Genomic DNA, 24,624 nt, shown 5'->3' on the forward strand with positions numbered 1-24,624 from the left:
TAACTTTTAAAAATATGACAAATTATAAATTCATATTAAGTGGTGGCGGAACAGGAGGGCATATCTATCCTGCAATTGCTATTGCTAATGAATTAAAAACACAATTCCCTGATGCTGAGTTCCTTTTTGTAGGGGCGCAGGATAAAATGGAAATGCAAAAAGTGCCTCAGGCAGGTTACGAAATAAAAGGACTCTGGATTGCAGGTTTGCAACGAAAATTGACCTTGCAAAATTTAATGTTTCCGTTAAAATTGGCAACAAGTTTGCTAGAGTCAAGACGAATAATAAAACAGTTCAAACCCAATGTGGTAATAGGAACCGGAGGTTTTGCCAGCGGACCTTTATTGCAGGCAGCAGGAGGAGCAGGAATACCAACAGTAATTCAGGAGCAAAATTCATTTCCAGGAATTACCAATAAATTGTTGAGCAAAAAAGCAAATGCAATTTGTGTGGCGTACGGAAATTTAGAACGTTTTTTTCCTAAAGAAAAAATCGTATTAACAGGAAATCCGGTTCGTCAGGATTTAATCGATATCGAAAGCAAACGTGATGAAGCAATTGCTTTTTATGGATTAGATCCCAATAAAAAAACATTACTGGTTCTTGGAGGAAGTTTAGGTGCAAGAAGAGTAAATCAGTTAATTGAAAAAGAATTACATAATATGCTTTCTCAGGATGTTCAGGTAATTTGGCAATGTGGGAAATTATATTTTGAAGAATATAAAAAACACAATCAGCAAAACGTACGAGTAGTTGATTTTATCGAAAGAATGGATTTTGTGTATGCTGCGGCCGATGTGATTATTTCAAGAGCAGGAGCATCATCAGTATCAGAATTATGTATTGTTGGGAAACCTGTAATTTTTATTCCGTCGCCTAATGTAGCCGAAGATCATCAAACTAAAAATGCTCAGGCAATAGTAGATGCAAAAGGGGCTATTTTATTGAAGGAATCAGAATTAGACAGTCAGTTTAGTATTGTTTTTGAAGCTTTATTGAAAGATCAGGGAAAACAAAAACAATTAAGCGATAATATCAAAAAGCTCGCGATGCCAAACGCAACGAAAGTGATTGTAGATCAGATTAAAAAGTTGTTATAATATAACTTTTTCTAAAAATTATAGAACAAAAATAAAAACTTAGAACGTTATTTTTAAGCGTTTTGAGTTATTAAAATAATAAAATTACAAAGGCTTAATTACTAGTTTTTTATATAATAAAGCAACTTGTAAATAGCTCAAAATTAAATAGAAATGAATTTAAATCAGATACAGAACGTTTATTTTATTGGTATTGGAGGCATCGGAATGAGTGCTCTGGCCCGCTATTTTAAAAATATCGGGAAACAGGTTTCTGGTTACGACAAAACGCCGTCAATGCTAACAAGCGAATTGATCGAAAGCGGTATTGATATTCATTTTGAAGATAATATTAATCTGATTCCTGCTGATTATTTTGTAGAGAATACTCTGGTGATTTTTACGCCGGCGGTACCTGCTACACATTCTGAATGGCATTATTTTATCGAAAGAAATTACGAGATTAAAAAACGTGCCGAAGTTTTAGGAATTATTACCAAAGACAGTTTTAGTTTTGCTGTTGCCGGAACACACGGAAAAACAACAACATCAAGTATTCTGGGGCATATTTTATATGAAAGTGGTGCTGATGTTACAGCTTTTGTAGGCGGAATAGTCGAGAATTACAATTCAAATTTAATTGGTAATGGTAAGACTGTAACCGTTGTAGAAGCAGATGAATTCGATCGTTCGTTTTTGCATTTGCACCCAAATATTGCCTGTATCACTTCGATGGATGCAGATCATCTTGATATTTACGGGACAAGTGAAGCTATTGAAGCTTCGTTTGTAGAATTTGCTTCGAAAGTAGAAGATAAAAATAAATTATTTATAACTAAAGAATTGCCTCTTGAAGGAGTGCAATGTGCTATAAATGAAGACGCTGTATATAAGGCTTTTAATGTTCGTATAGAAGACGGAAGCTATGTTTTTGATGTGCAAACGCCATCAGAAATCATGAAAGATTTGCATTTTGGATTGCCAGGAAAACACAATTTAATGAATGGATTGATGGCTATTGCGATGGCAAAAACTTATGGCACCCCGACCGAGGCCATCGCAAAAGCTATTGCTTCGTTTAACGGAATCAGAAGACGTTTTTCGTATCAGATTAAATCAGATAAATTAGTTTATATAGATGATTATGCACATCATCCAACAGAAATAAATGCTGTACATCAAGCGGTTAGAGAGTTGTATCCGGGACGTAAAGTTTTAGCGATTTTTCAGCCACATTTGTTTAGCAGAACCAGAGATTTTGTCGACGGATTTGCCGAAAGTTTATCTCAGTTTGATGAAGTGTTTTTAATGGATATTTACCCGGCACGTGAGTTACCGATGGAAGGGATTACATCGGACTGGTTGTTAGGGAAAATGACAAATTCGAACAAGAAAATTGTTGCAAAAAATGATTTATTAGCGGAGATCAAAGCCAGTGATGCGCCAATAATTGTAACAATAGGAGCTGGTGATATTGGAGAAATGGTTCCATCAATCAAAAAAATGCTAAATGAAAATATTTAATTGGACAAATGTTAGATTAATTCTCATTTTAGGGCTTGTTTTATTTTTATATTCTTTTGCTCAACATCGAAATGGAGATCGAAAATTGAAAAAATCGATGGTTGTTTTTGTAGGAGAAAATACGCTTTTTGTGAAGCCGGAAACGGTTAATAAATTGTTGATAGAAAATAAAAGAGACGCTTCCAGTATCCGAAAAGATGAACTAGATTTGAATAAGATTGAGAAAACCCTTGATACGCAAGAGATGATTGAGAAGTCAAACGTTTTTGTAAGTATTGACGGGGTTCTAAAAGCAGTAGTAAAACAGAAGACACCAATAGCGCGAGTTTATGATGGTGACGCTTCTTTTTATATTGACTATGAGGGTAATAAAATGCCTTTATCAGACAATTTTACTGCTCGGGTTCCACTTGTTTCTGGGGCAATTAATGAAAAAAATAACGAAGATTTAGCTGCTTTATTTCGCACAATTTATGACGATGCGTTTTTGAGAAAAAACATCATTGCAATTCAAATTATGCCGAATGGTAGCTTAAAATTGTTTAATCGAAATTATAATTACTTCATCGATTTTGGCAGAACGATGAATGTTGATAAGAAATTTAATAACTATAAAGCCTTTTTTCAAAAAGCGGTTTTAGATAGTTCGTTATATAAATACAGTAAGATTGACCTTAGGTTTACGGAACAAGTAGTTTGCACAAAATAATAGAAAATGGAAAAAGATAACATTGCAGTAGGTCTAGATATTGGAACGACAAAGATAGTTGCCATGATCGGCAAGAAGAATGAGTATGGAAAGTTGGAAATTTTGGGTATTGGAAAATCCAAAAGTTTAGGAGTAGCGAGAGGAGTTGTAAACAACATTACGCAAACAATCCAGTCCATTCAGCAAGCAATACTTGAGGCGGAAAACAATTCAGGTTATAAAATAAAAGATGTTGTTGTGGGGATCGCAGGACAGCACATCAGAAGTATTCAGCACACAGATTACATCAGCCGTAATAATCCGGAAGAAGTAATTGGCGAAAAAGATATTCAGCTTTTGATTGACCAGGTAAATAAACTGGCGATGTTACCGGGAGAAGAAATTATTCATGTTTTGCCACAAGAATTTAAAATCGACGGACAATCTGAGATTAAAGAGCCTATCGGAATGTACGGAGGAAGACTGGAATCTAGTTTTCACGTAGTAGTAGGGCAGGCATCATCGATCAGAAATGTTGGAAGATGTATTCAGAGTTCAGGAATCGAATTGTCTGGATTGACATTAGAACCATTGGCTTCGGCAGATGCAGTTTTAAGTCAGGAAGAAAAAGAAGCAGGAGTAGCCTTAATTGATATTGGTGGCGGAACAACAGATTTAGCCATTTTTAAAGATGGTATTATTCGTCATACAGCAGTGATTCCTTTTGGAGGAAATGTTATTACAGATGATATCAAAGAAGGTTGTTCGATTATCGAAAAACAAGCAGAGCTTTTAAAAATAAAATTTGGATCAGCCTGGCCGGGAGAAAATAAAGACAACGAAATTGTTTCTATTCCAGGTTTACGAGGCAGAGAACCAAAAGAAATTTCGCTTAAAAACTTATCTAAAATTATTCATGCTCGTGTAGTAGAAATTGTAGAGCAGGTTTTTGCAGAAATTAAAGCTTACGGACACGAAGATCCTCGCAAAAAATTGATTGCAGGAATTGTTCTTACAGGTGGTGGAGCTCAACTAAAACACATCAAACAATTAGTAGAGTACATTACAGGTATGGATACCAGAATTGGATATCCAAACGAACATTTAGCGGGAAATTCTAGTGAAGAAATCTCTAGCCCGTTATTTGCAACCGCAGTTGGTTTAGTAATGAACAGCATCGAAAATAGTACGCAAAGTGCTGTTAGAATGGAGATTGTAAATGAGCAGCCAAAAGTAGTATACAGAAATGTTCCTCCTCAGCAACAACAACCTGTACAGCAGCGATACGAAGTAGAAGAAAACTACGTTGAAAGAGTAGAAACTATTGAAGAATCGAGAGAAGTCAGGACGAACGCATCTAAGGAAGAATCTACTGAAACTAAAATTAGAAGATCATTTTTTGATAGATATGTCGATAAAATTAAAGATTTTTTAGACAACGCAGAATAAAACAATAGAAGAAAAGGATTACTTTATTGGCCCCAAGTCAAGAAGTAAAAAATGTATTAAATAAGAATTTCAAAAACCAAAAAGATGATGAGCAACTCAGAATTTGGAAGTATTTCATTTGATTTACCAAAAAACCAATCAAATGTTATCAAAGTAATAGGTGTAGGTGGAGGTGGTAGTAATGCTATCAACCATATGTTTAAACAAGGTATTAAAGGCGTTGATTTCATCGTTTGTAATACCGATTCACAAGCACTACAGAACAGTTCGGTACCGAACAAAATTCAGTTAGGTATGAACTTAACAGAAGGTCTTGGAGCAGGAGCAAATCCTGATGTAGGACAACAATCTGCTATAGAAAGTATCGCTGATATCGAAAAAATGTTAGACCGTGGTACTAAGATGGTATTTATTACCGCTGGTATGGGTGGTGGTACAGGTACTGGTGCAGCTCCGGTAATTGCACAATTGGCCAAAGAAAGAGAAATCTTAACTGTTGGTATCGTTACTATTCCTTTTCAGTTTGAAGGAAAAGTGCGTCAGGAGCAAGCGCTTTTAGGAATCGAAAAATTGCGTAAGCAGGTCGATTCGTTAATTGTAATTAATAATAATAAGTTAAGAGAAGTATACGGAAACCTTGGTTTCAAAGCAGGATTCTCGAAAGCGGATGAAGTTTTAGCAACAGCCTCAAGAGGTATTGCTGAAGTAATTACGCACCACTATACTCAAAATATCGATTTACGTGATGCTAAAACTGTTTTATCAAACAGCGGAACAGCTATCATGGGATCTTCTGTTGCTGCGGGCGAGAACAGAGCGAAAGATGCTATCGTTTCAGCATTAGACTCTCCGTTGTTGAACGACAACAAAATTACAGGAGCCAAAAACGTATTGTTGCTTATCGTTTCTGGATCAAACGAAATTACTTTGGATGAGATTGGAGAAATCAATGATCACATTCAGGTAGAAGCAGGTCACAATGCTAATATTATCATGGGAGTTGGTGAAGACGAAACTCTTGGTGATGCTATTGCCGTGACTATTATTGCAACAGGTTTTGATGTTGAACAACAAAATGAAATTGTAAATACAGAACCTAAAAAAATCATTCACACGTTAGAAGATGAGCAAAGAAGTGTTCATAATTTATCGAATAAATCAGTTACTTCTTTTGATGTAAATGCAGAGACACCTACTGCAAAATCTGAAGAGAAAATTGTTTTTGATTTAATGGATGATGAAGATACGGAAATGCCATTTACAGCTACACATGTTGCTCCAGTTGAAGTTGCTCCAATTGAAGTTGCACCAGTTGCTGTTACGCCATCGGTAAATCCGGCTAGCAATCCATCAATGAATAAGGAAGAATTAGTAGTGATGTCTGAGTTTATCAAAAACCTTGACGTAACTTTCGAAATTGTTTCGCCTATTACAGATATTGATTTTACTATTACGGCTCCGGAAGCTCAGGCTTTTCAGGATGCAAAACCAATTCAGCAAGTTCAAAGAACTTTTGAGAGAGAAGAACAAACGACTTTTTCATTCGATTTGCCACTTTTCAGATCAGAACCAGAGGTTAAAAAAGAACCGGTTGCAGAGCAGGAAGCTAAAGTTTTATTCGAATTAAGTAATGAAACCCGCAATATAAAAGTAAACGACCCAGTACAATTTGTACCGGTTACGGAACTTTCAGATAAAGGAATCATCAAATATTCTTTAGAAGAATATATGGAGGTTGAGAATGAATTAGTAGCATCAAAACCAGCTGATAAAGTAGTAGAAGATGTAATTCCTGCGGAATTGAACATCACTATGAAACAAAAAACTGATTTTGCAAGTGAAGCTCATTTTACAACTACTTCAGAAGTTTCTCCGATGGAATTGACAATTGAAGAAACTTTACGCTTAAGAGCTGAAGAAAGAAGAAAGAAACTAAAAGAATTTAATTATAAATTCCATAATAATGTTTCAAGAATTGATGAACTTGAAAAAGAGCCTGCTTACAAAAGATTAGGTATCGATTTATCAAATTCACAATCAAATAATAACAATTCGAGAATATCAGTTGGAACAGATAGTAACAACGATTTGCAGTTGCGTTCAAACAATTCATTTTTGCACGACAACGTAGATTAATTTTTACCATCCCAATAAATAAAGATAGCCCGAAAATTGGATTTAATTTTCGGGTTATTTTTTTTATCTTCGCACAGAATTTAAAATTTGACTTCTATACTTAACTTTTAAAGTTAATCTTGTTGTCAGTTTCTGGTGAAGTCCGGAATACACTTTCAAAAAAGTTATATCAATTATAGGTTTTACCTATTTAAATAAAAAAATAAGATGAGTTTACAAACATTAATCATGGACGAGATTAAAACCGCCATGAGAGCAAAAGATACTGTAGCATTAGAGGCATTAAGAGCGATCAAATCTGAAATGTTATTAGCTGCAACTTCATCAGGTTCTAAAGAAGAATTAACAGAAGATGATGAGATTAAATTACTTCAAAGATTAGTTAAAACCCGTAAAGAAAGTGCTCGTATTTTTACAGAGCAAAATCGTCCTGATTTAGCAGAACCGGAATTAGCTCAGGTTGCTGTAATCGAGAAATTCTTACCTGCACAATTAAGCGAAGAAGAAGTAGAAGCTGTAATTGCAAAAATTATCGCTGAAACAGGAGCTTCAGGAATTGCATCTATGGGGAAAGTTATGGGATTAGCTTCTGCACAATTAGGCGGAACTGCTGAAGGAAAAACTATTTCTGCAATTGTAAAAAAATTATTGGTTTAAAATTCCAATATATAAATTCCAAATTCCAAAGCTAAAATTGGAATTTGGAATTTAAAAAATTGAAATTTTAATAATATTGACCACGTAGTTCAACTGGATAGAATATCAGATTTCGGCTCTGAGGGTTGGGGGTTCGAACCCCTCCGTGGTCACTAAAAATTTTAAAGCCTGAGAATTAATATTCTCAGGCTTTTTTTATGCTAAAACTCATCTTGCTTTAAAAGATGCCTTTAAAAATAGAAAAGGTTTATAATACATTCTTAACTTTGTTTTCAATATTCGCTCGTATACCAAATTACATTTAGCAGCGAAGATATTCTAGATGAACAAGCATGACAAAGGAAGAATCGATAAAAGAATATTACTTTAGAATCAATAAGAGTATAGATTATATCAAAGAAAATCTTCAAGAAGAACTTTCCTTAGAAAAATTAGCTGGTCTTTCTAATTTTTCGAAATTTCACTTCCATAGAATTTTTAAGGCAGTAACAGGAACCACAATCAATGAGTTTATAAAAAATGCAAAGATTGAAAGGTCTCTATTTTTCTTAATGAACAATCCTTCAAAAACAATTAGTGAAATAGCCAGTGATTGCGGTTTCTTGAGTATTTCCTCTTTTTCAAGAAGTTTTCGCGAAGTTAAACAGCTTACACCAAGTGAATGGCGAAAGCAATATAAAAATAGCAATATTGGTATAATGGATAGCAATATTGGAAAAATGCAGTTCGAAATTGAAAATTACCTTGCACTCAAATTAAACAATTTAAAAAAGATTGAAATGAGTGAAATTATGAAACTTGATTTTGAAATTAAAAAACTTGAGCCATTTAATGTTATTTACATTAGAAATCTCAACATCCACAATCATGATAGTGAAACATTTGAGGAGATGTTTAAGCAGCTTTTCAGCTGGGCTTCTCCCAGAAATTTGGTGAATTTTCCCGAAACTAAAGCGTTAACCGTTTATAGAAGCAATGCTAATATATCTGGTATGCTCCAGGCAGATGTGTGCTTATCTGTTCCTCAGGAAATAGTGGGAGAAGGGATAATTGGCAATACAATAATAAGCGGTGGATTGTACGCTATTTTTCATAAAGAAGCAACAATGTCTGATTGCTTTAAAACCTGGAATTATATTTATGACGTTTGGTTTGAAGAAAATGGTTATCAGCCAGATAATAGAAATTTCTTTTTAAGTCATTTAAACGATCCTAAATTGCACCCCGAAAATCTTCATATTATTGATATTTACATACCAATAAAATTGTTGTAACAATCGTGAAATTTGTAAACTCCGATAAAAGTAAAAACTAACTAAATTTAAGTTTAATGAAATTATCATTTATTGTCTCATTTTCTTTTACAGGGAATGGTTTGCGATTTAATTTTAAAATGAAATATTTCTAAAAGATTTTTAGGAATGGTATAGCATTTAAGGCCTTTATTAAAGAAAACAGAAATCTGTGATTAACGTTATTTAAAAAATTAAATTTTAATAAAAAGCTAGAATTATTTGACTTCAAGGTCAAAAACAAAAACCTATTTTGTAATGAAATAGGTTTTTTTTTGTCTGTTTTTTATGTGTTTAGATATTCTTTTTTGGTCTTTTTATCAGAAAGTAAAGTGATACTACAAAAACAATAATGTAAAGAATTGCCAGTGCAGGTTTTTCAAATTGCAGGGTTTTAAAGTCGAATTGCTTGAACAATGTTACTCCTAAAATGATTACTACAACTAGTAAAGTAAATGATATTGGTTTTTTATTTTCCATAGTATTGAATGTTTTATAACTATATTATTGATGTTCCTGCTCTGATTATTCTGCTAGTTATCTCGTTACGATAAATTTGGAAAAACTATCTTAATCTGTTTATTTTAGTCTTAAAATAGTTAAAAACCATCTTTTTTAAGATCTATTTGCATAATATGTCTAATTTTTGTTGAGCGAATATAGGAAATAATAAGAAGTTTTTTTGAACAAATTGAATTAAATCTAGAAGAAAAAATTTCGGAAACAGGCTCGCGCAATTCAAATACTTTTAACTTGATTTTAATCTGTTTTTATAAAGTGAGATTATTTCTCAGTTTTAAATAAAATTTTCCCATAAAATAACACGCCAATAAATAACAAGATACAGGAAAAAATCCAGGAGCTGAATCCGATTTTGCATCCGCTAATAAAACCTTGTACGGATATAAGTAAAATAAGATATGCTGCAAATCCAAGTCCGAATTTTAGAACTCGTTCTGTTGCTTTCATTTTTTGTGTAAAATGGATAATGAAAAACGGAATAAAGAAACTTAAAAGTAAAGCACCAACTTTACTATTGATATTGGCTTCATTTGGCAAGGTCATATAGCCAATTGTAGTTACGATAGCTAAATTTAAAAGAATTAAATAAACGGCATCAATTATAAAAGTAGCAATTGTTTTACGCTGGTTGAGTTCGTTTAATTCCTGCAAATCCGCCTTATCAATTTGAAGCACGTCGCAAATCAGGCTTAACGTTTTTCCTCGCGGTTCATTTTTGTTGTTTTCGATTCTTTGAATCGTTCTTAAATTTACCTTCGAAAGTTCTGCCAGTTCTTCCTGGGTAAAGCCTTTTGACTTTCTTATGTCGCTGATTTTTTTTCCTATAGCATTCATAATTTATATCATTTATTTTTCTCCAAAATTATTTTAAAATGTATGATTTGATAACGGTTCTCTTATGACATTTTTACGACATTTGATATAAATGTATCTGTTTCTCATCGAATATGCTGATTTAAACTATTACCAGTATTTCTAAATCTTAGACTGAAAGACAAAAAAAGGAGCAGAAAATTTAATTTCTACTCCTTAAAATTAACTATTAATTCTTTAAAAAGATTTTCAGTACCTTTCTAAAAAGACTTTGTTTTTTAGAGGTTATGCTGAGTTTTTAAAGAACTTTAAGAACACTAATTCAATTAAAAAAATAGCCAACCGTTATCTGAAAAACTCTATTTTTCATGTCATTATTGATGAAATGACCAACATCTCCTTCTTTAAAAACATTCGAATAAGAGAGGTTATATCGTGCATCTGTATAAAATTTATCTTTGAATTGATAACCTAATCCAAAATTTACAGAAGTATCAAGGCCAGTTGCATAATCTTTTAAGTCGAAACTTTCATGATTTTCATAACCTAAAAAATTATCCTGATATTTATTGTTCGCTTTTAAAAGTATACCTATTTGAGGTCCGGCTTGTACGCTCAATCCTTTTAGAACGTAATATTTTAGCATTACAGGAATATTCAGGTAATTTAAGTCGATAGTACTTTTATAATGTGAATTGGTTACGTCGCTATCAGAAAAAGAACTTTTAGTTCCTTGCTGACTGTACAGCAATTCCGGCTGAAGCGAAAAGTTTTTTGCCAAAGGAATTTCGACCATAATTCCGGCCGTAAATCCTGTTTTGTTTGATGAGTTTAGTTCACTTTCATCAAAAGAAAGGCTCGACAAGTTTAAACCGGCTTTTACCCCTAATTTGACTTTTTCAGTTTGAGCCATAACAGTCACACTTAAAAAAAGTGCCCCTATAATTAGCATAGATTTTTTCATACTCGAATATTATTTGTTTAAGAATGGTAACTCCCAAAATGAGAGTTACCTTATTCTGTCTGTAATTTGTTAGTTTTTAATAAGCTTAGCAGTATATTTTTTGCCTTGAGCGCTGCAATCCAAAATATAGATCCCCGGAGTTAATGTGCTTATTTTTATATTGGAAGGAACGCTTGAATAGGTTTTATTCCAAACCGATTTACCATCCATTGCATAAATATTAATTTGTACTTCTCCTTCGACTTTATCTGCCAGGAATATATTGACATTATCTACAACCGGATTAGGGAAAATTCTAAACGAATTTGTTATTTTTCCAAGAAGCATACCTTTTGAATCAAATGGTGCCGAGATATTGTTGCATCCATTACTATTAGTGATTTGAAGACTATAATTTCCTTCCCAAATAGCGATGATCGATTTTTCGGTTGCGTTTGGTATAGGTCTGTCGTTTAAATACCATTGGTAGGAAGCTGCATCAACTGAAGCGGTTAGCTTTTTATCGCCGGTAACTTTAATTTCCGGTACAATATTATTATCCAGAACCGAGATAGTTGTACTTAAAATTTTACCAATTCCGTTTTCATTATAAACTGTTACATAATAAGTTCCGCTTTCTTTGGTAACGTATTCCTGATCTGTTGAGCCGTCGAACCATTCATATGATTTGTACTCTCCCGGATTTAGAACCACTTCAGGACCACAAACGGCTCCGCTTGCTAAGTCAGATTCAAAAGTGTCAAATGTTGCCGTGATTTTTTCTGTAAGCGAACATCCGTTTTTCATGACTACAGTTACAGTATAATCTCCCGCTTTATTTATTTCGATACCATTAGAAACATCGCCCGTACTCCATTTGTATGAAGCTACGCTCAGTTTTTTAGCATTAAAATTAGTTAAAGCGTCAATGTATAAGCTTTTGCCTGCATATCCGTGAATTGTTGGATTATCAAATATTTTAAAATCTGATGCTGTTCCCTGATAGATATAATTCGTGATTTCAGTATTTTGCTGAATTGTATTGTTTTCTAATTTGGCACTAATATTAAAAATATGTGAATCTCCGCTTACATCAAGTTTAGGCTGTTTTTTGAAAGTATATTCGATGCTTCCATCAAGAGGAATTGCAGTTTCAACAGTTTCTGAAATAGTTTCAAGTGTATTGATGTATTCTAAATTTAACTGAATCGCATTTGCTGCAATAGCAAGCTGTCCTTTATTGGTTAATTTTACTTTAAAGTCAGTTCCGCCGCATACATCTTTTGGTGATAAAATTTCCATCGATACATCCAACATAGGGGCGTTGATTACTTTTAAGTCATCGACTACCATATAAGAATAGCCTCTTTCTAAAGAATGTCTAAATCGTAGTATTACAGATTTTCCGGCATATTTATTTAAGTTAGCGGTTCCTTTTTGCCATTCTTTATCTGCATAAGTTCCCGTTTTGGTAGCTCTCCATACTTCATTCCATTCACCTCCGGCAGTTTTAGCATCTACAGCAAAATAATTGTCGGTGTTACTTTCGATGGCATAATAAAATTCTACAGCAGTGGTATTTTCAGGTAATTTATACAGAGGAAGAATTAATTCTCCGTATCTGGAACCATTTTCAAGTGGATGATAAAGCATGGTTGCAGCACTGTCTCCTGTATGATCTTTTACCGGAATAGATAGATATTTATTATCTGGTTTTACAACTGCTTGCCATGGGAAATCTCTATCGCTTTGACCAGAGACAAAACCTTTGGTTCCAAATAATGATCCTTCAGGTACATTAGAGAAAGTTTCAGTATCTAAAATTGGTGCTTTTGCAATTACTTCAAAAGTTCCTTTAATGCTTTCTGCCAGTTCTTTTGGTTGTCCGTCTGCAATTAGTTTTACGCTAATTTCATATTTTCCTGCCGGTAATTGCGGGATGCCATCTATTCTGTAAACTAATCCCTGATATTGCAATATCTCGCCTTTTCTTTCTAAAACAACTGGCTCACCAACGGCTGCACCATTTTGAGTGATTTGATATTCGATAGTCACTTTATCGATATTTCCATAGGATGCATTCTTTGCCGTTACCAAAAATTCGTGTACAGTGGCATCTTCATAAACTATTTGAGCTACGCTTAAATTAGACAGCTTCAAATAATCTGCTGTTTCCTTAATTTTAATATTATCTACTGCGAAACCGCTGGCAAATAATCCATTATCATCATGTTTAAAGGCTACAAGAACACAAGGTTTTCCTGCGTAAGCACTTAAATCTACGTGATACTCTATCCAATTGTTTACGTAAGGTACTTTAAATACCGTATTCCAGGTTTTACCTCCATCTGTACTTACTTGTACATATCCGTCTGAAAGTCTCTTTACATCAGCAAAACCATCAAATGACAAATGTGCTGTTTTATAATTGCTCAAATCAAATACCGGAGAGATCAACATATCGTTTGACGAATCACAATTGCATTGGTCATCGTTACTTGCCATAAATTGTGTATGATCGGTTACGAAAAAATCCGGTGAAGCAAAGTTTTTATAGGTTCCGTGTTTCCATCCGGTTCCGTTTTTATTTTCAGAAGTTCTCCATCCTTTATATTTGGATGCATCTTCAAAATCCATTGTATACGGAAGTGAGGATACTTTTAGATCTTCATTGTTCCAGTTATCATAAGTTAACGTGAATGAATTATCGTCTGGTCTGATATCCTTAGTCACATCATCAGGGAAAATAGAAACCGTAACGGTATTCTCACCAATAGTTTTTAAATTGATATTAGGAATAGAGTAGGTTATAGTATCTCTAAACTTAGCAAATGCTAATGTTACTTTATCTGTTTTTGAAAAAACTTCATTTTTTACACCATCGAGAATTTTTACCGTAACGTTAACCTGTTCAGAAGTGGTTGCAAAATTATTAATGATCTTAGTCGTTATTTTTGCATTACTATTATCAATGGCACATGTACCAGCATCAAGTTTCGCATCTGTAAGAACTAAATCGTAAGGAGCATTATCTACGTGAATATTATCCAGGAAAGCTCCTAAAAAGCCATCTGCATAATCATCTGTAACAACGCGGAAACGAATCGCTCCTTTTTTACCTGCAAGTTCGTTTAAGCGAATTCCGAATGGTTTTTTCTTGAAATCATTATTAATTCCGGTAAACCATGGTCCTGATAATACACCTGCATCATCATAATGTAAAGTTGATGGATAATCGATACCTGTAACTTTTTTCCAGTTTTGATTATCTTCAGAATATTCAACAATTAATCCGTCGTATCCATTTTCAAACAAAGAAATGATATCAAACTCCACATAAGGAAACGCGACATTAGTGAAATCAAATATTGGTGATCTAAGCGTAAAATCAGCATTTAGGGCCATTCTTTCAGAAGTATTCCCCAGTTGTGTCGTAGCCCACAAATATTTTGAGTTGGTATCTCTAAATGAATAAGAAGATGCCTGCCATGTAAATTTTTGATTTGTAGCCAGTGATTCTGAATACCAGCCTCCAGGAGTTCCTTCAAAATTTTGATTGTAAGGAAATTGATTTACAATACCATTGTAAACAGCGCTTATTCCGCTGTTATTAGTAGTTACAGGATCCTGACTATAATTTACAAAAGCCTCATAAGTATGTAATCCAGTTGAAGATAAATCGACTGTAGTACCAAAAGAAATTGTTACTTCTGATTTGCTTTTTAAAGCTGTATCTAGTGTAACGTCTTTCCATACAGTCTGACTTCCTGCAGTTTTATCCTGATATCCTATTTTTAATTGAGCTCCCGCTGGAATATCCTGACAGCCCAAATTAGATATTGTAACTGCTAAAGAATGGCTTGCAGATAATCCCGTACTTGAGTAGGCAGGAAGATTTAATCCTGCCACTTTAAGATCAAAATCTTTTGGCGCCGGCGGATTTACAAAATTATAAGCGAAAGAAACTCCGTCTTTTGCGCCAAATTCTGCAATAGGTTTAAAATCAAATTTAATTTCTACATAGTTTAAAGAAGTTGCACTTATGTTGTAAGGAAGATTGTCCTGAATTTTTATAGTGGTTTCTTCACCTACTGCCAAATCTTTAGCTAAGCTAATAATACCATCGTTAGTATAAACAGTATTCAATCTGCCGCCAAATCCTGGTAAGATCAATCTTAATTTGTAGTTTAGACTTTCATTTGCTTTAATTACAGTAGTTCCTGTATTCTTAATTTTAAAATAAAAAGGTTCATCTCCTTTTAAAGAAGCACAAGTAACAGTTGGTTTTTCAACAGAAACAAGCATTATTTGTTTATCTGCGTAGGCAGTTCCAACACCAATAGCATACCAGGCATTCGTAACTTGTTTGTATTCTTCAGAACCTAATCCGTATAAATCTTCTACAACCATTAAAGTTGCCTGACGAGCATCGCTAAAGTTTGAAGAAGGCGATAAATATTCTGTTAGCGTTATATAGGCAATTTTTTCTGCTTTAGCCAGACCAATTGCTTTAACATCGTAACTGTTATTAAGGTCATTAACGCCCTGACCACCTTTGCTTAAAAGGTAAAACCAATAATTTGTAATTCCGCTATTAATATGTACACCTCCATTGTCGTAAGAAGTCGCTAATGGGTTTACCCAATTTACTCCTCCGTAGGTATCCGGCTGACCCTGCGCTTTTGGGTTAGACATACTTCTCATACTTCCGTGCGTGTACAATTCGTTACCCAGCATCCAGATGTCTTCTTTTTTGTCTTTTCCAACATAAAATTCAACAGAAACACCAAAAATATCACTAAAAGACTCGTTTAAAGCCCCTGATTCACCTTTATAAATTAAACCTGCGGTGAAACGAGTTACACCATGAGTTAATTCGTGGGCTGTAATTCCTAAACCTACATAAGGACTATCGTAACCATCTCCAAATTGTGCCCATCCACCAGTCCATGAAGCATTTTCAACATTAGTGCCTAAATGCGCAAGACCAATAATCGTCATTCCTTTATCGTCGATACTGTTTCGATTAAATTTTTCGCCATAATATTCGATTGTCTTTTGCATACCCCAATGAATGTCTAAAGCGACCTCATCATTATTTTTGTTATGCAATTCGTTCCAGATATTATCTTCATCAATAAATTCTGTGATTACCTCATCCGAAGCATTATCGGCATGATTCATATTCCAGGTCACCATTGGTACCTTGTATTTTCCTTGTAAGCCTTCTAATCGATATCCGTCAGCGTATTGTTTGGTGTTAAATTCTACTTCTCCGGAATATCTTGATTTACCTCTGCCCAGACTTTGGCCTGTAATAGTAGCATCTCTGCTTAAATCTAATGTTAGAATTGTTTTTCCTGAGTTGGCATCTACATATATGGTATGGCTTGATTGCGGATTGGTCGCATAAATATCAAATTTCCAGGCCAGATAGTATTCTTTTAATTCAGAAGAAAAATTAGGACCAACATAAACCAACTCCCCCTGTGGTTTAGCGCTAATATCGCTACTAACTAAGGCGCCTAATTTTTTACTCTCCCAAATATATTGCTTTGCATTTATGGTTTTAAGTGCATTTTCTAAAGCTGTCGACGCATTTATTTTATAATTACTGCTTACAGCTAATTTTTTGGCTGTAGAACCAAATGCATCAATCTTAGTTTTATTTTCTCTGACTTTATAAATTGCCCCTTCTACAGGAACAGCATTATGCATTTGCTGATAAGTGGCCAATGTTCTGCCATGATTATCAGAAATTGATTTTAATTGCATTTTATCAGATGCAGATAAATCAAAATCGGTTTTTTTAACTTCGAAAATATTCTTTGCTGTCAGGTTGGAAGATTTGGCAAAAGATCGAACTTTTGTACTCACCGAATCCTGCGCATTTGTTTTTTCGATCGTATTGGTTGTATTTTGTCCCGATAATTTAAGACTTTCTTGTACCTGTTTTTGAACTGCTTCGCTTTCTGCTGCAGAAAGTTCTTTGCCTCCTACCTTTTTTTCTTCTTGCTGCGTAAAGAGATTAGCCTCATGGTCATGACCGTAATTAGGATCACGCGTTTTCGTCGAACTTTGTTCTTTTGTCTGGCTCACGACTGAAGGTCCTATTGCGGTTTTTAGATCCTCTTTTGGTTTATTTTGCAAAGGAGACTGAGCCATTCCTACGGAACAGGCAAAGAGACCTAACAAAACAAACAAATACTTGGTTTTGAAGTAAATTTGGTTCATTTTTTTCAATTTAAATTAATATTACAGTTTGCTTAGTTAAATAATCATTATGCCTTTAAGGTTCATAACAAACCATAGAAGCAGTTTCAGGAAATCAATTTTGTGATTGATCTCTAGGTTTTTCTTTTGTTATTTTTTCAAGAATCTTTAAAAGGGTTTTCTTTTTTGTTTTTGCTTCTTCTAAAAGTTGTTCTAAACTTTTGGCAGGGGCATTTTTTTTCCTGGCATTCATTCGGGTTTATTTACATCGATTGGGTAAATGTAGAATGGAGCCATCTGTTTTTGAAAAAAAGGACTATTACAAAAACACTCTCAGGTGAAAAAGTATCACCCAAAAAACACTCATAATGATATAAGTTGAACTAAATCAGTTGATTGATTTTAATTTAAATTGCTGTTAATGCAGACTAAATGGTATTCAGATAAGTGGAAAGATTTACCTTTTCGTTGGTTAAATCAAATTTTTTACGAAGTCTGGTTCGGGCATTTTCAATAGATTTAAAGGATTGCCCGGTAATTTGAGAGATTTCTTTTGTAGTTAAATCCAGATATAGCAGTGCGCATAATCTGCGATCCTTTGGAGTAAGAGAAGGATAGTCGACCGTTAATTTATCAAAGAAAGATTTATGAACCTGCTCAAAGCTTATTTCAAATTCTTTCCAGATATCGGTATTCAGATTTTTTTCAAGACGCTTTAGCACTATATCAATAGCTTGCTGCATCTCTTTATTAACTGTTTTGAGTTTAATTTGTTTAAGATCGGTCAGGATTTCATTAATACTATCTGTGCGATGTATTTCTGCCATTGCTTTTCCTATAAGAACCTTTTTTTTGGCTTCAAGACTTTCGTTTAAAGCCTGCATGCTCGATTTTAATTTCTCTTGTTCGAGTTGATTTTTAATATTCCTGTTTCGGTATTTTATCAATAAAATAATTAGAATTAATATCCCAACAACGAGTATTAATCCAACGACAAAATACTTGAATAGTTTTTTTTGTTCGATAAGGGTTTTTATCTGGGTACGAACTTTATAATCCTGTTCCAGCTTTATTCTTTCAATATTTACTGCTTTTTCTTCGACATGAATACTATCGTTGATCGCATTGTATTTTTGAAAATAGTAAACGGCATTTTTATAATCTTCTTTGCTAACATATACCTGATAGAGTATTTTGTTCAGGTTTAAACCTGAGTAGGTATAGAGATTTTCTTTGCGTAATTCTAATGCCTTTTTTGCATTTACAATTACATCATCGTACTTTTTTTCTTTCAGCTTGTACTCAGAAAACGATTCGTAGACAAAGGCTTTTCCTAAATTATCAACCTGATTGTTTAATAAAGAAAACGCTTCATCAAAATAATGATCAGCATTTGTTTTGTCTTTTTTTAAAGCATAGGCTCTTGCTAAATTGGTACAAACGTTAGCCTTTAAAGCATTGTCTTTTATGACCTTATTTATCGAATAAGCTTTTTGGTAGTAATATAACGAAGAGTCTAAATTTTTATTCAGATATAAAGTACCTATATTGTTTAAGATCTTTACGAGCTTAACCGAATCATTTTTAGATTGTTGGTAGCGATATACATTCAGGAAATATTTTAATGCTTTTTCTTTATTATTTCCTACGGCATAAATAATAGCGAGGTTGTTTTCTAGTTTGGCTATTTCTTCAAGGTTTTCGTTGTTTTTATAAATATCATAGGCTTTCAAATAATATTGTAAAGCGATATCCAAAACGTCTTTTGAGGCATACATTTTACCTGTCGTAATGTAAACATTGGCCAAAGTTACCTCTGATTCTTTTGCTTTTTTTGCTTCAGTTTCGGCTAATTCGATGTATTTTAATGCTCTGTCCCAATCTGTTTTTTGCAGGTCTAAAGCAATTTTTTGACACAATTCGACTTTTTTCTGATGATCGTTGATGCTATTCAGACTATCAATCATTTCCTTCGTTGACTGAGAATAACTGGTAAAAGAAAGGATAAGAAAAAAAATGGAAAATAATCGTGCCATTGTGTTTAAAAAATATAAAGAAGAATTTCAAAATTAAACAAAATAAAAAGGATCAGAATACTGTAAAACGACAAATTTTGGTTTGTGTTGTTTTCTTCTGAATATTATTGAATAAAAACAAAATAGAATGAAAATGGAAAGATGGAACTCAATTTTTAAATATGAGGGAGTTACTATAATAAATTGTTTTTTAGTTTTTTATTGAAAAATCAAGACTTCAAATTAGGCAAAAAAAAAGTCTGCACAATCAATTGATCGTGCAGACTTATAATTTATATATTCGATTTTTACAACAACTTCTGTACTTCCAGCTCTGCAATAATTTGCTTTTTCATGGTAGTATTTACATAATCTTTAGCCTCAGCATAAGAAATTGTATACTTACGTGGAATGTCTTGTAAATGATCAGGAAAGGCAGTTAGTAACTTATCATAATAAAGATCTAATTCGTTTTCATTAGGCATTTCGAATTGTAAGCGCAATTGAAATCTTCTCAATAAAGCAGTATCAATGGTATGATAATGATTGGTCGCACAAATAAGTAAACTATTTGTTGGAAAATAATCAATCAACTGAATGATCGTATTAACAAGACGTCTCATTTCGCCTACGTCTTTATCATCGCTATCACGGCTTTTTCCAATCTGATCAAATTCATCTAAAAACAATACCGATTTTTCTCTGATCGCTTTATCGAATATCGCTTTTACATTTTTTGATGTTTCACCAATTCGCGCATTAATTAAAGTACTCAAATTGATGATCACGATATTTTTGTTCAAAGCAGTTGCAATAGCTTTTGCCGTTGTAGTTTTACCGCAGCCCGAATGTCCGTAAAGTAATATTTTGTTATCTACTTTAAGATTGTACTTCTTTAATTCTTCAAGATATTGATGCTCTTTGATAGTTTGGGTTAAAGCAGCTTTATTTTCTTCACTAAAAAGTAAATCGTTCAAAGCTATTTTTTCGGTATCGTTTACGGTAAGTTCGTATAGATTCATTTCAATTTTTATTTGATGCAAAATTAAAGTTTATTCGACAATATTTTCATTCCAGATCTCTTTTCCTAAAAAGCGGTTTCCAAAGATCGAAGTTCCAATTCTCACCATATTAGATCCTTCGGCAATAGCCAGTTCCAAATCCTGAGACATTCCCATAGAGAGTTTTAATTCACTTATTCCGTCTATTTTTGCATTATAAATTTCATCCCTGATTTCTCTTAATAATCTTAAAGAAGGCTGCATTTTTTCTTTGTCGACATCTAGTAAACCAATCGTCATCAAACCTTTTATTTTTAAGGTTTTGTATTTCTTGATTTTATGAATAAAAGAAACTACCTCATGAGGCGGAAGTCCAAATTTACTTTCTTCAAACGAAGTATTTACTTGTACAAAAACGTCCAGGTTTCTGTTTTCTTTTTGCAATTGTTTGTCCAGTTCCTCGGCAAGATTTAACCTGTCTAAAGACTGAATGCACGTAACATATTTGAGCACATCTTTTATTTTATTGGTTTGAAGATGACCAATAAAATGACGTTCTATATTTAAGCCTTTCAGGTCAGAATCTTTATCCCGCAATTCCTGCATTTTGTTTTCTCCCATCAAAGTTTCTCCGGCATCAATCGCGATTTTGATTTTGTCTGCAGGAACAGTTTTGGTAGCCAATAACAATTGTACCTCTGATGCATTTCTGCCCGAAAGTTTACATGCAGTTTCGATTCTGTTATGAACCTCTTTTAAGTTCGAAATTATCATCTCTTTCATGATGCAAAATTATAAGTTGTCCGGTTTATAATTCTGATCCAGTTTTAAGGTTTTAAAATAGTCCAGTTTCTTTTTTATGGAATAGCAACCAGACCAGTAATTGGGAATAAATCAAAAAACTGGATTATACTCCTTCTGAATAACCGGAGTAATTTTGTTCTATTAAAAAGATCAAAATATGAAACACATAGAAGCTATGTTTCTACGTGTTTAAAATAATTACAATTGGCATTAAAAAAACTAAAAAGAACAATTTATGAAAGTAGCAGTATGGGATACTTATGTAACCCGAAAAGACGGAAAAATTATGCATTTTGACATTCTGGTAGACGAAAATACAAACGATGAAAATGAAATTTTTGAATTTGGAAAAAGTTATCTAAAAACAGTTTCGCAGGAAGGTCAGCCCTTAACTTCAAAAGAATGTAGATTTTGTCATATTGATAAAGCGCCTGCAGAAGTAGAAAACCAAATTAGAGAAAATGGTTTTTCTATTATCGAAATGGAAAACTGTAATTAATGATTGTACCAAAATAGAATTGGAAAGTTTACAGACTGAAAGTGTTTTGCTTTCAGTCTTTTTTTTACAGATATTCTGAGAGAGCAATAATTCCTTCCTCCATTTGTTGTTCTGTCAGCGACGCATAACCTAATCTAAATCCTGATGCCGAATTTGTAAAACTAAAATTTTCAGGGTTCATAATTTTAATGCCTTTGCCTAGTAATTGCTGACAAACAAATGCGATGTCAATTTCAGATTTCGGAACAATCCAAAAAGCCAAACCTCCTTCCGGTTTAGCAAATGTAATTTTATCTTTTAAGTATTGATTACAGAGACTTTCAAAATAATCCCGTTTTGCTTTATAAATAAGATTCGTTTTTTTTAAATGTCTTTTAATGATTCCCTCATTAATAAGATGCAATACGGCTTCCTCCATGATATTATCGCCCTGAACATCGATTATCTTTCTATGTTCGCCTACTTTTTCGATATTTTCTACCGTACTGACCAAATAGCCAATACGCAATGCAGGAGCCACAATCTTACTTAAAGTACCAATGTAAATAAAGTTTTGAGTACTTTCATAACTCGAAATTGGTAAAATAGGGCGCTGGCCAAAATGAAATTCATGATCATAATCGTCCTCAATAATTGTAAATCCGTATTGATTAGAAAGTTCAATAAGCTTTAATCTTTTTTTAAGGCTCATTGTTACCGTGGTCGGAAATTGATGATGTGGTGTAACGTATATCGCTTTTATAGTCTTGTACTTTTTTAAGTATGCTTCGACTTCATCCAGATTTAAACCATCGCTGGAAATATTTACAGGAAGCAAAGTTGCACCGGCGCTTTCAAACGCTTTCCATGCAGGTTTATATCCCGGATTTTCGATCATAACATAATCTCCTTTCGAGAATAAAGAATGCGCTGCAAGATACATCGCCATCTGGCTGCCTCGCGTAATACAAATTTGATCCGGAGAAATATTCATTCCTCTTTTAAAATTAAGCATTTGGGCGATTGCTTTTCTAAATTCAGTGTTACCAAATTCATTACTGTAACCCATGATTTGCCAGCGCGATTTTCTGTTGAAAATTTCTCTGTAAGCGCGCGCCAGATCAGTCATAGGAGCAAGGCGGCTGTCCGGAAGGCCATCGTCAAAAACGAGATGAGACCTGATTTCCTCTTGTTTGGTATTTATTTTCTGTTTTTGTTTTTTTTCAGCAGTAGTTTCGGGTAATATGTCCGCAACAAAAGTTCCTTTTCTGTCCATTGTAATCAGCCAGCCTTCGGCGATCAGTACATCAAGGGCTTCAATTACCGTATTGCGGTTTACATGAAGTAAACCCGCTAATTGTCTGCTTCCGGGCAAAGCATTTCCACTTGTTAATGTACCAGATTTTATGGCATTGATAATGGCATCGGCAATTTGTAGGTACAATGCCGTATTCGATTTTTTGTCTAACTGAATTTCTAATTGCCAAGGTCGCAACATCTGGACTATCTGTTTATGTTAAAACTGTGCTATATCTCCAGACCAAAGTTAAGATAATTTTGTGAAGCAATAATGCAGGAACTTAAATTAAATACCATGGAAACAACAGAAAAAAAATTCTCATCAAAAGATTTTCACCAAACCTTTGCCCGACCAAGCTTTGTAATGCCGGAGAAATTAATTCACAGAAATGTTGAAAATGCCGGAGAACACAATCAATTTTCGACCGAAAGAAAACATCCGGTTTTCTTTGTCGATTTGCCAAGCAAAAATGTAAGCATGACCATTGGCGGATTATTACCGGGACAATTAACCAACCGACACAGACATACGTACGAAACATTATTGTATGTCATTGAAGGTTCAGGATATACCGAAATTGAAGATCAAAAAGTAGAATGGAAAGCGGGCGATGCGGTTTATATTCCTGCATGGACCTGGCACAGACATCAAAACTTAAGCGATTCTGAAAACGCCAAATATATCGCCACAGAAAATGCGCCACAATTGCAAAATTTAGGAGTAGCACTAAGAGAAGAAGAAGGAAGAGATTTATAAAAAAAACAGCAGAAAGAAATGAAAAACGCTCCATTTAAAGGCATCATTGCGTATCCCATTACGCCTTTTGATGCCAACGAAAAAGTCGATATTTTACTTTATAAACAATTAGTAGAAAGATTAATAGTGTCGGGTTCTCACGGTATTGCTCCTTTAGGCAGTACAGGAGTAATGCCTTACCTGAAGGATCAGGAAAAAGAAGCAATTACAGAAGCCACCATAGAACAGGTAAAAGGCAGAGCACCTATTTTAGTGGGAGTGTCAAACCTTACCACCGAAAGAACGATCTACCATGCTAAATTTGCCGAAAAAGCAGGAGCTACAGCGGTAATGATTATCCCGATGAGCTATTGGAAATTGAGCGATGATGAAATTGTAAAACACTACGATGCAGTTGCCAAACAAATTTCGATCCCAATTATGGCGTACAATAATCCGGCTACGGCAGGAGTAGATATGTCGCCAAAATTGTTAAAGAGAATTCTCGAAATCTCTAATGTCACTATGATCAAGGAAAGTACAGGAGATGTTCAGCGAATGCATTATCTCAAGAAAGAATTAGGAGATTCGGTAGCATTTTATAACGGTTCTAATCCGTTGGCGCTTTCGGCTTTTGCGGCAGGAGCGACAGGTTGGTGCACTGCAGCGCCTAATTTAATTCCGGAACTCAACATCGCTTTATACAATGCTATTCAGAATAATGATCTTCAGGAGGCTCAAAAAATATTCTACAAGCAAATCGATTTGTTGCGTTTTATAGTCGAAAAAGGATTGCCAAGAGCCATTAAATCAGGATTGCAGCTTCAGGGAATAGAAGGCGGGCATTTAAGAAAACCTTTGCAGCCGCTTACAGAAAATGAGATAACGGAACTAGATCGCATTCTGAAGTTGGTTAAGTAATTAAAATAAATATTGGATTAAAAAGCATAGTTTGATTACTATGCTTTTTTGTTT

18 protein-coding genes and 1 tRNA gene are annotated in these 24,624 nt (G+C 33.9%); 11 read left to right on the forward strand and 8 right to left on the reverse strand.

Annotated features, from left to right (window positions below):
* Positions 1–14: 14 nt before the first annotated feature.
* From murG to L0669_RS09415, 8 genes are all read left to right on the forward strand, one after another.
* Positions 15–1,100: an undecaprenyldiphospho-muramoylpentapeptide beta-N-acetylglucosaminyltransferase gene (gene murG / locus L0669_RS09380; protein WP_263762996.1), complete on the forward strand. Its 1,086-nt coding sequence runs from the start codon at positions 15–17 to the stop codon at positions 1,098–1,100.
* Positions 1,101–1,253: 153 nt separating this feature from the next.
* Complete coding sequence (murC, locus tag L0669_RS09385) at positions 1,254–2,603, forward strand: UDP-N-acetylmuramate--L-alanine ligase (RefSeq protein WP_263762997.1); 1,350 nt, start codon at positions 1,254–1,256, stop codon at positions 2,601–2,603.
* Positions 2,590–3,312 carry a cell division protein FtsQ/DivIB gene (locus tag L0669_RS09390; protein WP_173970300.1) on the forward strand — a complete coding sequence of 241 codons (723 nt, stop codon included), beginning with the start codon at positions 2,590–2,592 and terminating at the stop codon, positions 3,310–3,312. The genes murC and L0669_RS09390 overlap by 14 nt, the downstream gene beginning before the upstream one ends.
* A gap of 6 nt (positions 3,313–3,318) precedes the next feature.
* Complete coding sequence (ftsA, locus tag L0669_RS09395; RefSeq protein WP_173970301.1) at positions 3,319–4,740, forward strand: cell division protein FtsA; 1,422 nt, start codon at positions 3,319–3,321, stop codon at positions 4,738–4,740.
* Between the two features lie 84 nt (positions 4,741–4,824).
* Complete coding sequence (gene ftsZ, locus L0669_RS09400; protein ID WP_173970302.1) at positions 4,825–6,876, forward strand: cell division protein FtsZ; 2,052 nt, start codon at positions 4,825–4,827, stop codon at positions 6,874–6,876.
* Positions 6,877–7,083: 207 nt separating this feature from the next.
* The gene (locus L0669_RS09405; protein WP_173970303.1) at positions 7,084–7,533 is read left to right on the forward strand and encodes a GatB/YqeY domain-containing protein; all 450 of its coding nucleotides are present in this window, start codon (positions 7,084–7,086) and stop codon (positions 7,531–7,533) included.
* 78 nt (positions 7,534–7,611) lie between these two features.
* Positions 7,612–7,685, forward strand: a tRNA-Arg gene (locus L0669_RS09410).
* Between the two features lie 180 nt (positions 7,686–7,865).
* Positions 7,866–8,807 carry an AraC family transcriptional regulator gene (locus tag L0669_RS09415; protein WP_263762998.1) on the forward strand — a complete coding sequence of 314 codons (942 nt, stop codon included), beginning with the start codon at positions 7,866–7,868 and terminating at the stop codon, positions 8,805–8,807.
* A gap of 312 nt (positions 8,808–9,119) precedes the next feature.
* Here the strand turns inward: L0669_RS09415 and L0669_RS09420 are convergent, their stop codons facing one another.
* The 7 genes from L0669_RS09420 to L0669_RS09450 all read right to left on the reverse strand — a co-directional run bounded on the left by L0669_RS09420 (position 9,120) and on the right by L0669_RS09450 (position 21,115).
* Positions 9,120–9,305 (reverse strand): hypothetical protein, encoded by a 186-nt coding sequence (locus L0669_RS09420; protein WP_263762999.1) that lies wholly within the window; start codon positions 9,303–9,305, stop codon positions 9,120–9,122.
* 303 nt (positions 9,306–9,608) lie between these two features.
* Entirely contained in the window at positions 9,609–10,181 is a 573-nt protein-coding gene (locus L0669_RS09425) for a helix-turn-helix domain-containing protein (protein ID WP_263763000.1), read from the reverse strand.
* Positions 10,182–10,482: 301 nt separating this feature from the next.
* A complete protein-coding gene (locus tag L0669_RS09430; RefSeq protein WP_263763001.1) occupies positions 10,483–11,124 on the reverse strand; it encodes a porin family protein in 642 nt (213 codons plus the stop codon).
* A gap of 69 nt (positions 11,125–11,193) precedes the next feature.
* The gene (locus L0669_RS09435) at positions 11,194–17,337 is read right to left on the reverse strand and encodes a M4 family metallopeptidase (protein ID WP_263763002.1); all 6,144 of its coding nucleotides are present in this window, start codon (positions 17,335–17,337) and stop codon (positions 11,194–11,196) included.
* Positions 17,338–17,744: 407 nt separating this feature from the next.
* Entirely contained in the window at positions 17,745–19,352 is a 1,608-nt protein-coding gene (locus L0669_RS09440; RefSeq protein ID WP_263763003.1) for a tetratricopeptide repeat protein, read from the reverse strand.
* A gap of 287 nt (positions 19,353–19,639) precedes the next feature.
* Positions 19,640–20,353 carry an AAA family ATPase gene (locus L0669_RS09445; protein WP_263763004.1) on the reverse strand — a complete coding sequence of 238 codons (714 nt, stop codon included), beginning with the start codon at positions 20,351–20,353 and terminating at the stop codon, positions 19,640–19,642.
* Between the two features lie 30 nt (positions 20,354–20,383).
* Positions 20,384–21,115 (reverse strand): YggS family pyridoxal phosphate-dependent enzyme, encoded by a 732-nt coding sequence (locus L0669_RS09450; RefSeq protein WP_263763005.1) that lies wholly within the window; start codon positions 21,113–21,115, stop codon positions 20,384–20,386.
* Between the two features lie 256 nt (positions 21,116–21,371).
* On the opposite strand from L0669_RS09450, the gene L0669_RS09455 reads away from it, so the two are divergent.
* Positions 21,372–21,635 (forward strand): DUF2024 family protein, encoded by a 264-nt coding sequence (locus L0669_RS09455; protein WP_263763007.1) that lies wholly within the window; start codon positions 21,372–21,374, stop codon positions 21,633–21,635.
* Between the two features lie 64 nt (positions 21,636–21,699).
* On the opposite strand, the gene pdxR is transcribed toward L0669_RS09455, so the two are convergent.
* Entirely contained in the window at positions 21,700–23,112 is a 1,413-nt protein-coding gene (gene pdxR, locus L0669_RS09460) for a MocR-like pyridoxine biosynthesis transcription factor PdxR (RefSeq protein WP_263763009.1), read from the reverse strand.
* 96 nt (positions 23,113–23,208) lie between these two features.
* On the opposite strand from pdxR, the gene L0669_RS09465 reads away from it, so the two are divergent.
* Both L0669_RS09465 and L0669_RS09470 read left to right on the forward strand, forming a co-directional pair.
* A complete protein-coding gene (locus tag L0669_RS09465) occupies positions 23,209–23,670 on the forward strand; it encodes a cupin domain-containing protein (RefSeq protein WP_263763011.1) in 462 nt (153 codons plus the stop codon).
* An 18-nt stretch (positions 23,671–23,688) separates the two neighbouring features.
* Positions 23,689–24,570 carry a dihydrodipicolinate synthase family protein gene (locus L0669_RS09470; RefSeq protein ID WP_263763013.1) on the forward strand — a complete coding sequence of 294 codons (882 nt, stop codon included), beginning with the start codon at positions 23,689–23,691 and terminating at the stop codon, positions 24,568–24,570.
* Positions 24,571–24,624 lie beyond the last annotated feature (54 nt).

The sequence above is a fragment of the Flavobacterium bizetiae genome, assembly GCF_024271895.1.
GTDB lineage: Bacteria > Bacteroidota > Bacteroidia > Flavobacteriales > Flavobacteriaceae > Flavobacterium > Flavobacterium bizetiae.

Excerpts from the sequence above, each read along its gene's own strand:
- murG (WP_263762996.1), top strand. The coding sequence starts at position 15 with ATGACAAATTATAAATTCATATTAAGTGGTGGCGGAACAGGAGGGCAT.
- murC (WP_263762997.1), top strand. The coding sequence starts at position 1,254 with ATGAATTTAAATCAGATACAGAACGTTTATTTTATTGGTATTGGAGGC.
- L0669_RS09390 (WP_173970300.1), top strand. The coding sequence starts at position 2,590 with ATGAAAATATTTAATTGGACAAATGTTAGATTAATTCTCATTTTAGGG.
- ftsA (WP_173970301.1), top strand. The coding sequence starts at position 3,319 with ATGGAAAAAGATAACATTGCAGTAGGTCTAGATATTGGAACGACAAAG.
- ftsZ (WP_173970302.1), top strand. The coding sequence starts at position 4,825 with ATGATGAGCAACTCAGAATTTGGAAGTATTTCATTTGATTTACCAAAA.
- L0669_RS09405 (WP_173970303.1), top strand. The coding sequence starts at position 7,084 with ATGAGTTTACAAACATTAATCATGGACGAGATTAAAACCGCCATGAGA.
- L0669_RS09415 (WP_263762998.1), top strand. The coding sequence starts at position 7,866 with ATGACAAAGGAAGAATCGATAAAAGAATATTACTTTAGAATCAATAAG.
- L0669_RS09420 (WP_263762999.1), bottom strand. The coding sequence starts at position 9,305 with ATGGAAAATAAAAAACCAATATCATTTACTTTACTAGTTGTAGTAATC.
- L0669_RS09425 (WP_263763000.1), bottom strand. The coding sequence starts at position 10,181 with ATGAATGCTATAGGAAAAAAAATCAGCGACATAAGAAAGTCAAAAGGC.
- L0669_RS09430 (WP_263763001.1), bottom strand. The coding sequence starts at position 11,124 with ATGAAAAAATCTATGCTAATTATAGGGGCACTTTTTTTAAGTGTGACT.
- L0669_RS09435 (WP_263763002.1), bottom strand. The coding sequence starts at position 17,337 with ATGAACCAAATTTACTTCAAAACCAAGTATTTGTTTGTTTTGTTAGGT.
- L0669_RS09440 (WP_263763003.1), bottom strand. The coding sequence starts at position 19,352 with ATGGCACGATTATTTTCCATTTTTTTTCTTATCCTTTCTTTTACCAGT.
- L0669_RS09445 (WP_263763004.1), bottom strand. The coding sequence starts at position 20,353 with ATGAATCTATACGAACTTACCGTAAACGATACCGAAAAAATAGCTTTG.
- L0669_RS09450 (WP_263763005.1), bottom strand. The coding sequence starts at position 21,115 with ATGAAAGAGATGATAATTTCGAACTTAAAAGAGGTTCATAACAGAATC.
- L0669_RS09455 (WP_263763007.1), top strand. The coding sequence starts at position 21,372 with ATGAAAGTAGCAGTATGGGATACTTATGTAACCCGAAAAGACGGAAAA.
- pdxR (WP_263763009.1), bottom strand. The coding sequence starts at position 23,112 with ATGTTGCGACCTTGGCAATTAGAAATTCAGTTAGACAAAAAATCGAAT.
- L0669_RS09465 (WP_263763011.1), top strand. The coding sequence starts at position 23,209 with ATGGAAACAACAGAAAAAAAATTCTCATCAAAAGATTTTCACCAAACC.
- L0669_RS09470 (WP_263763013.1), top strand. The coding sequence starts at position 23,689 with ATGAAAAACGCTCCATTTAAAGGCATCATTGCGTATCCCATTACGCCT.